The following is an 11,880-nucleotide window of genomic DNA, read 5'->3' as shown; positions in this document are numbered from 1 at the left end:
GAAGTTGCTGCCGCTGACGGTCAAGAACGCAGGTCCGGCGCCGGCTTCGAGTGGTCACGCGCACTGACTACCGCGTGCCTTGCCCGGATCGAACCCGCGCCGTCAGCCGGCTGGACGCTGCGCTGGAGTACGGCGGGGCACCCTCCGCCTTTGGTGATCACCCCCGATCGCCGGGCCTGCCACTTGCGCGCGGATCCTGACCTGCCCCTCGGCATCGACAGCACCCCACGACGTCACAACCACGCCCATCCCCTCCCCGCCGATGCCACGGTCGTCTTCTTCACCGATGGGCTCGTCGAACACCGTGACCACTCGCTCGAGGCGGGCCTGCAACGCCTCGCTGCCATCGCCGCCGCCCACGCTGAACTGCCCGTGGCCGACCTCGTCCGCGTACTGATCGAGGAACACCCCAGCGACGGACACGACGACATGGCAGTGCTCGCCCTCCGAGCTCCGAGCATCCGGCCCTCATGGCCCGGCAAGCAGATGCATCGGTCGGAACAGAGCTAGCTCCCCAGCGTGGCTCGAAGGGCTCGACTCCCTTTGCTCGTCCGGCGGCCCCGAAGCGGAGACTCCGTACGCCCCTGCCGGAGCCGGCAGGCTCCTCGCACATCCGCTCAGAGGTGGAGTGGGTCTGAGCTCGCTGCGGTGTCGGGCGTCGACCTGCACTGGCCGGACACCAGGAGATCGACTCGACGACCGGGCCGGTATCCCGGCAGTGCGCGGATCCGGCCGCGATTGATCACTTTCCGTCGACGCCGGGCTGGATCTCCAGCGTGAAGACCGCGTCCTCGGGGCCAGTGCCTTCTTCGCCCGCCCACACGATCACGCGCACGTGCTGCTCGCTGATGCCGTTCACCTTCCACTCGGTCACAAGGTCGGTGAGGACGAGGGCGGCGACGTATTTGGCATCCTCGCTCCGGGACTCGGTGGTGACCCTTCCCCGCCACCGGCGGGAAGGGCCGCCGTGGGGGCGCCAGCCGTGCGAGCCGTGTGGCTCCTCCACTCGGTACGCCCACACCCTCTCGGTGCCCATGGCACCGATCCTGTCACCAAGTAGCCCTCGTGCGCCGGATCGGATCGACGCCCGCCGAGCGGGGCAGCGTCCTTCCTGTGGATGATGTACCGCTGCGTCTGGGCCCGGAAGCCGAACCAGGAACGTGTTCTCCGCATCGAGATCGACCGGGCGGGGTTCCAGTGGGCGCTGGCCCATTCGGCACTCGGCCACTTCCAGCCCGGTGTGCACGCGGACCGCGACCAGTGGCGCGCAGAGGTCGCCGCGTGCCCGGTGCGCGTGCAGTGGGACCCGGACCGGTCGGTCCTTCTGGAACCGCAGCCGTGGCGTGCCATTCAGGTCGGCCTGTCCGGCCAAGCCGTGAGCCGTTACGTGGACCACTGGATCGTGGACATCGCAGACGTCACCGAACTGGCGCGGTCGACGCACTCTGCCGTACGCGAGGGCAGGATCGAGGAGGTCGAGCGTCAGGTGTCGGCCGAACGCCCGTACCCGCTGCCGGAGCATCTTCGCCGACGAGTGGGAGCGGACGGCTGACATGTACAAGAGGCGCATCGGCGCGTGGGGGCTGGTCGCCCCTCGACGGACGAGAAGTGGATGGCGTTCGGCCTCGGACTGGTGGCCGGGCAGCCGGACACCTTGAGAGACGGCGCCGATGCCCTACTCGTACGCGTGGCCGACTGAGACGTACCCATGCTCACGGACTACCAGGAGGAAGTCACCGTCGCGGCTGTCATCGAGTGCCTGCGGGAGAACTGCGGCATCGACGGCGTCGGCATCGGCCTGACCTTCGACCCAGAGAGGAATCGCTACCAGTTCACCTGGGACGGTGCGCCCGCGGAGCCGGACCATGCTTGATCCAGACGTGCGTGACCAGCGCGTCAACCGGTCATGAGACCAGATCCAGATCGGCCCGACCGACAGGAAGCCGCTGCCGCCGGCGGTCAAGAACGCCGGTCCGGTGCCTGCTCGCGGCACACCTGTTCTCCAGCTGTCCGCCAGTCCGAGGGGCCACCCTTCGGCCGATGTCGCACGGGGCGCCGCTCGCCGTGAAAGGTGGCCACTCGCGGTTCCACCGGCCGGGAAGAGGCCTCGGCCGGGCCTGGTTCAGGAGACCGCAGACGTCAGGTACGTCAGGTAGACCCCTCCCTCGCAGTCGGGCATCTTCCGCAGCGTCCAGCGGCCCCGGACGGTCGTGGTGGAGAAGTTCGACTCGGCGTCGTCCTCCTCCACCTCACCGTCCTTGGGGGTGTATCCGGCCTCGGGGAGCCGCTTGTGCAGAAAGCCCAGGGTGGCGTCGAAGCCGCTCCGTACGACCGTGGCGACGATCAGCCGGCCGCCGGTGCGGTGCTCCACCGAGGTCACGACCGCGCCCTCGGGCACCGGCAGATCCGCCGGGAAGTCCTTGGGAAGCGGCAGTGAGGCAGCGGTGGGGCAGCCGCCGGGCGCGGAGGCGGCCGTGTACGGCGTCGCAGGCAAGGGCCCGGCGTTCCGGGGCGTGGGCGAGCATCCGGTGACGGCCGCCAGGCCGAGGACGGCGCCGAGCAGCACGGCAGCCGGGGCGAACGGCTTCACCTAGCGGCCTCCCGTGGACTTCTTGTGCTTGCCGGCGACCACGGCGTCGTACGCGCCGTACAGCGTGTTGCCGGAGGACTGGCGGGCGATGGAAGCCAGTGCGTCGTAGTTCTGCGTGCCGCCGGTGGCGCAGGTGCCGGTGCAGCCGTCGGCGTAGGCAGCGAGCACGCGGCCCTGGGCGTCGAGGGTGACGTCGATGAAGTCCAGGAGGTTGCGGTCCTGGCCGCAGGTGGTGCCGCCCGTGCAGATGGACCCCTTCTGCACCGGGTCGGTGGGGGTGGCGTCGACGGTGACCCAGGACTGGCCGCCGTCGTAGGTGGTGGCCACGTACAGGTGCCAGACGCCCTTGAAGTTGGCCGTGTCCTGGTAGTTGCCCCCGGTGGTGGTGCCCAGGAAGGCGAAGGCGGCGCGGTTGTCGTCGCCCGCGGTCACGGCCGGGAAGACGATGTTCTTGATGCCGAGGGACGCGCCGACGTTCTGGTCGTACAGCCACGTCTTGCCCTTGTCGTGGCTGGCGGCGATCCGCGCGGTGCCGTCGCTGTTCTGGTAGCCCATGTACACAGTCCCGCCGGCGCCGATTCCGACGCTCGGGTCGGAGTCACCGGGAGTGCTGGACGGGTTCTTGCGGACGGTCCACGTGAGCCCGTTGTCCTCGGAGACGGCCACGGCCTGGTTGCCGCCGCAGCCCTTGTTGGGCACGTACACCGTGCCGTCCGGGGCGACCTTCACATGCCCGTGCAGGCCGCCGCAGTCCAGCAGCGAGTACATCGGAACGGCCGGCCCGTACGTCAGGCCGCCGTCCCGGCTGACCGCGCAGGAGGCGTCGGCGATGTCCTGGGAGCAGTAGTACACGGCGTTGGGGTACGACGTGATGGCGCCCGGCCCGCCCGGGGCGAAGGGGCCGCCGCCGATGGTCTGGTGGTCGACGCCGGAGTTGATGCCCGAGCCGCCCGTCGGTGTCCACGTCTCGCCGTCGTCGTCGGTGTAGCAGGTCAGGGCCGTCTTGCCGGCGAGCTGCGATTCGAAGGTGCGGTGGGTGGCCGGGTCGGTGAACAGGATCGGGTCGAGGCTGGTGGTGCTGCCCTGGGGACAGCCGTTGGCCGCGTTGGCGCTCTTGTCCTGCCAGGTGGCGCCGCCCGCGCCGGCGTAGGTGACCTTCAGCGTCGAGGTGTAGGCCTGGAACATCGCGGCACCGGTTGCGCGGTCGACGCCGATCGAGGGTTCGCCGGCGTTGTGCGCGTCCTTGATGCTGTCGGGTGCCGAGGAGTTCGCGTACGTCGGCGGGGTCGCCGTACTCGGCGGCGGATCGGCCGGATCGGCGACCAGGCTCGCCCTGCCGGTGAAGCTGTCGCCGAGCGGGGCGTACGGCACCACGCGCACGGTGTACGACGCCGTCACCGCCGGAAGCAGCACGGTCTCCGGGTCGCTGGAAGACGCGGAGGCGGCCACCTCGCGGCCGCCCGCGTCGAGGACGTACAGGTCGAAGTCGGCGGCGGAGTCCGGCCACTTGACGTCGACGCGCAGGCTGTGACCGGTGTCGTAGCCCACGGGCACCGACACCTTCAGGGCGTAGTCGTCGCAGGGTTGCGCATTCCCGCAGCTCACCGTCCCGGTAGTGCCGGAGACGTTCGGGACGGCGAAGGGACCGGCGCTCCACGTGGTCGTGGGCGCAGTGTCGCTGACCGATCCGGAGGGCGGGGTGGCGGCGTCGGCCGGCACACTCGGCAGGGTTCCGGCGATGAGTGCCAGCAACCCGACGGCGAGACGCCCCTGCGACGGCAGGTGGCGGCGAAGACGGAGTGTCGAAAGGAAAGCCACAGGTACCTCGTAGGTTCGCGAGTCGGACCAAGGGTGGTGGTGCGTAGCGGTACGGGTGGTGCCTTCGTCTGCTCTACGAGGAGGCGGGCGGCGTCCGTCGCGAGAAACCGAACTCTTTTCGAACCGGACCTGACCGTGCGCGAGCGCCCACTCGAAACCCGCCCGGTGTGCACGCGGCCTGCGACCAGTGGCATACAGGGGTCGCCGAGTGCCCGGTGCACGATCAGCGGGACCCTCCGGCCCAGCCCGGCGGTCGACGCGCTCTGTCGTGCTCCCCGTCGGCAGGGGGCTCGGCCGGCTCGGCACGGTCCTCGTCGTCGTACCGGCGCTCTGGTGCCACCGGTGCCTGCTCACGCCCGCAGGGCACGCTGTCGCGTGGCTGGCGCGCGGGGTCGGCGCCGGGCCCGCCTGGGTGCACGCGTGCGTGCTGCGCCCCATCGGCCAAGCGGTCGCCTGGCTGCTGACGGGCATCGGCGCGGTCCTGGCCGCCATGGGCATCGGCGTGTACCCGGCCGTGGCCCGGCTGGCCCGGTGTCTGCTCGTCCTCCCCGCGCACTGGCTGTACGACCGGGTCCTCGCGCCCGTCGGACGTGCCGTCGCCCGGTGCGGACGAGGGCTGGGGTGGCTGCCGGGCGTGCTCGGCACCGGCGTCGCGATGGCCCTGTACTGGGCCCTCCGCGTCCTCATCGTCCTGCCCGCCCTCGCGCCGTGGCGCCGGGTTCTCGCGCCGGTCGGCCGGTTCCTCGCCGTCGTGACGCGCGAGGTGGGCGATGCCCTCGGGCACGCCTGGCGGATCGCCGGCCGGATCTCGCGGGCTGTCGGCCGCGTGCTCGGGACCCTCTTCCGGTGGATCTTCGTGGAGCCCCTGCGCCGGGTGTACCGGAACGTCCTCACCCCGGTCGGCCACCTCGTCCGGGACGCCGTTCTGCGTCCCGCGGCCGAGGGCGCGCGTGGTGGGCCGGGCCGTCCGCGAGGCCCTCACGAGCGCCCGCGACACCGTACGGCAGGCCCGCGCCGACTTCCGGCGGATCCTGTTCGGCGAGCCCCGGCAGCCGGCCTCGGTGGACCGGCGGGAACCTCAGGGGCCCGCGACACGTACTCTTGGTAGCAGTACGACCGCACTCACGAAGGACTAGGACACTGGGCAAGCGACAGCCCGAAGGCCCGCCGCCCGCACCCGCGGTGCAGCGCATCCGACTGCGCTACACCAAGCGCGGCCGCCTGAGGTTCACCAGCCACCGAGACTTCCAGCGCGCCTTCGAGCGTGCGCTGCGCCGCGCCGAGGTGCCCATGGCGTACTCGGCCGGATTCACGCCGCACCCGAAGGTGTCGTACGCCAATGCCGCACCCACCGGCACGGGCAGTGAGGCGGAGTACCTGGAGATCGCGCTCACCGCCGCGCGCGAGCCGGAGACCTTGCGCGTCCTCCTCGACGAGTCGCTGCCCCCCGGGCTCGACGTGATCGAGGCGGTCGAGGCGCGGACCCCGGGCCTCGCCGACCGGCTGACGGCCTCCGTCTGGGAGCTGCGGCTGGACGGCGTCGACCCGGCCGACGCCGAGCGCGCGGTCGACGCGTTCAACCGGGCCGGCACCGTCGAGGTCCAGCGGATGACCAAGAACGGCGTCCGCACCTTCGACACCCGCCCGGCCGTGGTGAGCCTGGAAACGCACGGTTCACCGGCTGATAGGCCTAGCGACCAGCCCTGTGCGATACTGCGGCTGGTTGTTCGGCACGTGACGCCTGCCGTACGACCCGACGACGTCCTGTCCGGTCTCCGCGCCGTGGCCGACCTGGCGCCGCCGGTCCCCGCAGCGGTGACCAGGCTGGCGCAGGGGCTGTTCGATGAAGAGACCGGCACGGTGACCGACCCGCTCGCACCCGACCGCGAGGCAGCCGAGGCCCTGACGGCCGCACCGGCCGCCGCCGCGACGGCGCCGACGCCGGAAGGTTCCGCGTAGGGACGGACGTCGTAGCGCCGCCCTCGTACTCGGGAGCCACCTGGGTCGGGCAGCGCACCGACCAGAAGACTTTCGCCAGGCCGTACCGACAAGGCGTACGGAACCGGCGAGACAGGACACAGAGTGCTCCCGTGCGGCGCCCGCGCCCCGGACGGCGGCCTTCGCGTACGACGCGGGCCGCGGACGTCAACGGCGGACGGTCCATCGAGACCGACGCCGGACCAGGCGCGGCGCCCGGGAGCCTGACGGGAGAAACGCCCGCATGCTCGAACCGACCGAACCCAACCAGGGTTCTGAACTGAACACTCCGAGCGACACCCTGCCGCCGCGCAGGCGTCGCCGTGCCGCCTCACGCCCGGCCGGACCGCCGGCCGCGGCGGAGGCTCCCGCCGAGGTGACCGTGCCGGCCATACCGGCCGCCGAGTCCGACGAGGTCGCCGAGGTCCTTGAGGCCGCTGAGGCTCAGGCAACTGAAGAAGCAGCAGAGGCGACTGAGGCCGAAGAGGCCGCTGTGCCGGGCGCTGAGGCGCAGGCGGAAGCGGTCGAGGCAGTCTTGGCACCCGCTGCCGAGGAGGCCGAGTCCGCCGCGCGTCCGCGCCGCCGTGCCACGCGTCGCGCCTCCGCGCCTGCCGGGGCGCCGGTGTCTGCCGAGGCCGTCGTTCCGGCCGCATCCGCCGCTGAGACCGAGAAGCCCGTCGCCGAGGGCGGCGAGGTCGTCTCCGGCGAGGAGGCCGCGCCCCGCCGCGTCCGCCGCCGCGCCACGCGCAGCGTCTCCGCGCCGCCCGCGGTTGTCTCGGGTGCCAATGAGGCCTCTGTGACGGAGGAGGCCGCAGAGGCCCCGCTCGCTGCGGAAACCACCGCCCCTGCTGCCGCTGCTTCGGAAGAGGCCGAGCCCGCCGCGCGTCCGCGCCGCCGCACCACGCGCCGTGCGTCCGCGTCCACCGGCGCCCCGGCGGCCGCCGAGGCCGTCGAGGCCGTGGTTCCGGCCGCCGCCGCGTCCGACGCCGACCAGGCTCGGGAAGAGACGGCGGTCGTCAAGGCGCCCGCTGCCGAGGAGGCCGGTCGTCCGCGTCGCCGGGTCGCCCGCCGTGCGTCCGCGCCCGCCGGGTCCCCGGCCTCCGCCGAGGCCGCCGAGACCGTCGTCCCGGCCACCGCCGCGCCGGGTACGGCCGCTGCCGCCGAGGCCGACGGCCTCGCTGAGCAGCCCGCCGTCCAGGCGCCCGCCGCCGCGGAGGAGGCCCCCGCCGCGCGTCCGCGCCGCCGTGCGACCCGCCGCGCGTCCGCGCCCGCCGGTGCGCCGAAGGCGGCCGAGTCCGCTGCCGCCGAGGCTCCCGCTGCCGAAACCCCCGTCACCGAGGCTGCCGCTGCCACCGAGGTGAGCGGTGTCGCCGAGGAGGCCGCCGCTGCCGGTCGTCCGCGTCGCCGGGTCGCCCGTCGCGCGTCCGCGCCCGCCGGTGCGCCGAAGGCCGCCGAGGCGGCTCCCGCCGCCGAAGCCGTCCCCGCCCAGGCCGTCCGGGAAGCGGAGGAGACCGCGGAAGCCGTCCAGGTGCCGGTCGCCGAGGAGGCCGCCCAGCGCCGCACCCGTCGCCGGTCCACCCGCCGGGCGTCCGCGCCCGCCACCGACACCGCCGAGTCCGCGGAGGCCACGGCCGACGAGACCGCCGCCGGTGCCCAGACCCCGGAGGTCCCCGTCACCACGCACACCACCGAGCCCGCCACCGCCGCCCAGGCGCCGCAGGCCCCCGCGTCGCAGGCCCCCGCCGAGGAGGCCCCCGCCGAGGCGGCCGGCCCGCGCCGTTCCCGGCGCCGGGTCGTGCGCCCCGTGTTCGGGTTCTCCGAGCCCGCGCAGCCCACGCAGCCCGCGCAGCCCGCCGAGGCGGAGACCCGCGAGCCCGAGCCCGAGCCCGAGGCCGCGCGCCGACCCGCACGCCCGGCCGTCGCCGTCTTCCAGGCGCCGGTGTTCACCGAGCCGAGGTTCCAGACCCCGGAGCGCGCCGCCGCCCAGGCAGCCGCCGAGGCCGCCGAGGCGGAGGAGCCCGAGGAGTACCCGGAGGAGCGCGCCGAGACCGGCACGCGCCGCCGCCGTCGCCGCCGGGGCACCGTCGAGGAGACCCCGGCCGTCGAGGCCGCCGCCGAGGAGGAGCCGGAGGAGCCCGCCGAGGCCGTTGCCGAAGCGGAGGAGGCCGAGGAGGAGGCCGAGGAGACGGAGGGCGCCGAGGGCTTCGAGGAGTCCGGTGCGCGCCGCCGTCGCCGTCGTGGCGGTCGGCGTCGCCGTCGCGGTGAGACCGCCGAGGGCGAGGGCGCGGAGGCGGAGGCCGAGGAACTGGCCGCCGAGCAGGCCGCGCAGGACGCCGAGGACACCGCCGAGCAGGAGGAGGAGGACGCCGAGGAGGCCCACGACGAGGCCGGTGTCTCCAGCTCCAGCAGCCGTCGCCGCCGGCGCCGTCGTCGGCGCGCCGGGGACACCAGCGTCGACACCGAGCCCGGCGAGGGCGACCCGGAGCGTACGGTCGTCAAGGTCCGCGAGCCCCGCAAGCCCGCCGAGCCGTCGGACGAGGTGCAGTCCATCAAGGGCTCGACCCGTCTGGAGGCCAAGAAGCAGCGCCGCCGGGAAGGCCGTGAGCAGGGGCGCCGCCGTGTCCCGATCATCACCGAGGCCGAGTTCCTGGCCCGCCGCGAGGCCGTCGAGCGCGTGATGGTCGTGCGTCAGCACGGCGAGCGCACGCAGATCGGCGTCCTGGAGGACGGCGTGCTCGTCGAGCACTACGTCAACAAGGAGCAGGCGACCTCGTACGTCGGCAATGTCTACCTCGGCAAGGTCCAGAACGTGCTGCCGTCGATGGAGGCCGCCTTCATCGACATCGGCAAGGGACGGAACGCCGTCCTGTACGCCGGTGAGGTCAACTTCGAGGCGCTGGGCATGGCCAACGGCCCGCGCCGCATCGAGTCCGCCCTGAAGTCCGGGCAGTCGGTCCTCGTCCAGGTGACGAAGGACCCGATCGGGCACAAGGGCGCGCGTCTGACCAGCCAGGTCTCCCTGCCCGGCCGCTACCTCGTGTACGTCCCCGAGGGCTCGATGACCGGGATCAGCCGCAAGCTGCCCGACACCGAGCGGGCCCGGCTGAAGACCATCCTCAAGAAGATCGTCCCCGAGGACGCGGGCGTCATCGTGCGCACCGCCGCCGAGGGCGCGAGCGAGGACGAGCTGCGCCGGGACGTCGAGCGGCTGCAGGCGCAGTGGGAGGACATCCAGAAGAAGTCGAAGAACGGCAACGCCCCGACGCTGCTGTACGGCGAGCCGGACATGACCGTCCGGGTCGTGCGCGACATCTTCAACGAGGACTTCTCCAAGGTCATCGTCAGCGGTGACGACGCCTGGGACACGGTCCACGGGTACGTCTCGCACGTCGCCCCGGATCTGGCGGGCCGGCTGTCGAAGTGGACCTCCGAGGTCGACGTCTTCGCCACCTACCGGATCGACGAGCAGCTCGCCAAGGCCCTGGACCGCAAGGTCTGGCTGCCCAGCGGCGGTTCGCTGGTGATCGACAAGACCGAGGCGATGGTCGTCATCGACGTCAACACCGGCAAGTTCACCGGCCAGGGCGGCAACCTGGAGGAGACGGTCACCAGGAACAACCTGGAGGCGGCCGAGGAGATCGTGCGCCAGCTGCGGCTGCGCGACCTCGGCGGCATCGTCGTCATCGACTTCATCGACATGGTCCTGGAGTCCAACCGCGACCTGGTGCTGCGCCGTCTGCTGGAGTGCCTGGGCCGCGACCGGACCAAGCACCAGGTGGCCGAGGTGACCTCGCTGGGCCTGGTTCAGATGACCCGCAAGCGGGTCGGCCAGGGTCTGCTGGAGTCCTTCTCCGAGACCTGCGTCCACTGCAACGGCCGCGGTGTCATCGTGCACATGGAGCAGCCGAGCGTCGCCGCCGGCGGTGGCGGCAAGCGCAAGAAGCGCGGGCGTGGCGGTGAGGTGCACGAGCACGTGCACGAGACCGCCGCCGTGGCCGTGGAGACCGGCGAGGCCGTCGAGCCCGAGGTGGAGACCGCCGCCGAGGTGGCCGCCGAGGTCGCCGAGCCGGTCACCCTGCCGGCTCCCGACTTCGCGCCGGACGAGGAGCTGTACAGCAGCGTCGCCGAGGCGGAGGCGGCGGCCACCCGTGGCCGTACGCGGCGCCGGGCGAGCCGCCGGGCCTCGGCTCCGGCGGGCGCGCCGAAGGCGGAGGCGCCTCGCCAGAAGGCCCGGAGGACCGAGACCGCCGAGGCGCCGACCGCGCAGGAGGTCACCGTCCAGGAGGCGGCGGCGCGCCCGGTGCGTCCGGAGCCGGCCGCCGAGGCCCTGGCCCAGCCCGCGGCCGTCGAGGACCAGATGGTCGCGGCGCCGCAGGCCGAGGCGGCCGAGGAGGCCGCGCCCAAGGGCCGTACGCGCCGTCGTGCGACCCGGAAGGTGTCGGCGCCGGCCGGTTCCCCCGCGGGATCCGAGGCGGCGGTGGTGACCGTGCCCGAGGCCGAGGAGCCGGTGGCACAGCCCGCGGCCGAGGAGGCCCCGGCCCCGGTCGCCGTCGAGGAGGCGCCCGCCGAGGCCGCCGCCCCGGCCCGCCCGCGCCGTCGTGCCGTGCGCAAGGTCGGCGCGCCGACCGCGTCCGAGGAGGCGGCCGTCGTGGTCGTCCCGTCGGCCGCGGCGGAGGAGGCGCCGGCCGGCGATGTCACGGCCGAGGAGGTGGCCGAGGCGACCGCTCCGGCCAAGAAGGCGGCTCGCAAGACCGCCAAGAAGGCCACGGCGAAGAAGGCCGCCGCCAAGAAGACCGCGGTGAAGAAGACCGCGGCCAAGAAGACGGCAGCCAAGAAGACCACGGCCAAGAAGGCGGCCAAGACGCCCGCCGCGAAGTCGGCGGCGAAGAAGACCACCACGGTCGTGGCCGCTTCGGACGCCCCCGACGAGGGCTGACGCCCGAGGTGTGGGGCCGGTCCGGGTGACCGGCCCCACACCCACCGGGGCCCGGTTTGACCCTCCAGGTCATGGCCCCGTAACCTTGACCGTCGGCGTGTCCACTGAACATGCCACATCCCCGTAAACCTCTTCCTCCCGGGCACAGGGTTGGCCGGGAGAGGTCGTCCGTGGTGTTTCTGGGCGGCTGGCCTGCGGGGGTGCCGTTTCTTCGAGCGAAAGAGAGATCCGCGTGTACGCCATCGTGCGCAGCGGTGGTCGCCAGCACAAGGTTGCTGTCGGCGACATCGTTGAGGTTGACAAGATTTCCACCGCCAAGGTTGGCGACACGGTCGAGCTCTCGACCCTGCTCGTTGTCGACGGCGACGCTGTGACCAGCGACCCGTGGGTGCTGGCCGGCATCAAGGTCCAGGCCGAGGTCGTGGACCACCACAAGGGCCAGAAGATCGACATTCTGCGCTACAAGAACAAGACCGGCTACCGCCGTCGGCAGGGCCACCGCCAGCAGTACACGGCGATCAAGGTCACGTCGATCCCCACGGCTGCGAAGTAAGGGACT

Annotated in this window: 9 protein-coding genes and 1 pseudogene; 7 read left to right on the top strand and 3 right to left on the bottom strand. The window is 73.0% G+C overall.

The window, feature by feature from the left end; all coding sequences use genetic code 11:
• Positions 1–63: 63 nt before the first annotated feature.
• Positions 64–510, top strand: coding sequence for a PP2C family protein-serine/threonine phosphatase (locus ACZ5NH_RS10605; RefSeq protein ID WP_468774247.1), 447 nt, complete (start codon positions 64–66; stop codon positions 508–510).
• A gap of 232 nt (positions 511–742) precedes the next feature.
• Here ACZ5NH_RS10605 and ACZ5NH_RS10600 read toward each other — a convergent pair whose 3' ends face one another.
• Positions 743–1,036, bottom strand: a complete 294-nt coding sequence (locus tag ACZ5NH_RS10600; RefSeq protein WP_468774181.1) for a hypothetical protein — start codon at positions 1,034–1,036, stop codon at positions 743–745.
• Between the two features lie 75 nt (positions 1,037–1,111).
• Between ACZ5NH_RS10600 and ACZ5NH_RS10595 the strand changes: the two genes are divergently transcribed.
• Together ACZ5NH_RS10595 and ACZ5NH_RS10590 are read left to right on the top strand one after the other, a co-directional pair.
• On the top strand, positions 1,112–1,552 hold the full coding sequence (locus ACZ5NH_RS10595; protein WP_468774245.1) for a DUF4291 family protein: 441 nt from the start codon (positions 1,112–1,114) through the stop codon (positions 1,550–1,552).
• A gap of 156 nt (positions 1,553–1,708) precedes the next feature.
• On the top strand, positions 1,709–1,873 hold the full coding sequence (locus ACZ5NH_RS10590) for a hypothetical protein (RefSeq protein ID WP_468774180.1): 165 nt from the start codon (positions 1,709–1,711) through the stop codon (positions 1,871–1,873).
• Between the two features lie 249 nt (positions 1,874–2,122).
• Here the strand turns inward: ACZ5NH_RS10590 and ACZ5NH_RS10585 are convergent, their stop codons facing one another.
• Positions 2,123–2,590: a hypothetical protein gene (locus ACZ5NH_RS10585; RefSeq protein ID WP_468774178.1), complete on the bottom strand. Its 468-nt coding sequence runs from the start codon at positions 2,588–2,590 to the stop codon at positions 2,123–2,125.
• Entirely contained in the window at positions 2,591–4,309 is a 1,719-nt protein-coding gene (locus ACZ5NH_RS10580; RefSeq protein WP_468774176.1) for a sialidase family protein, read from the bottom strand.
• Positions 4,310–4,667: 358 nt separating this feature from the next.
• Here ACZ5NH_RS10580 and ACZ5NH_RS10575 point away from each other — a divergent pair.
• The 4 genes and pseudogenes from ACZ5NH_RS10575 to rplU all read left to right on the top strand — a co-directional run.
• Positions 4,668–5,544 (top strand): annotated as a pseudogene (locus ACZ5NH_RS10575) (hypothetical protein); the annotation flags it as partial.
• A 46-nt stretch (positions 5,545–5,590) separates the two neighbouring features.
• Positions 5,591–6,367 (top strand): TIGR03936 family radical SAM-associated protein, encoded by a 777-nt coding sequence (locus ACZ5NH_RS10570; protein WP_468774174.1) that lies wholly within the window; start codon positions 5,591–5,593, stop codon positions 6,365–6,367.
• A 262-nt stretch (positions 6,368–6,629) separates the two neighbouring features.
• Positions 6,630–11,321, top strand: coding sequence for an Rne/Rng family ribonuclease (locus ACZ5NH_RS10565; RefSeq protein WP_468774172.1), 4,692 nt, complete (start codon positions 6,630–6,632; stop codon positions 11,319–11,321).
• A gap of 232 nt (positions 11,322–11,553) precedes the next feature.
• Positions 11,554–11,874, top strand: a complete 321-nt coding sequence (gene rplU, locus ACZ5NH_RS10560) for a 50S ribosomal protein L21 (RefSeq protein ID WP_009188585.1) — start codon at positions 11,554–11,556, stop codon at positions 11,872–11,874.
• Positions 11,875–11,880: the final 6 nt, after the last annotated feature.

This window comes from Streptomyces sp. NPDC031426 (assembly GCF_055581585.1).
Note: the sequence above shows the minus strand (reverse complement) of the source record. Positions and strands in the feature narration are given on the sequence as shown.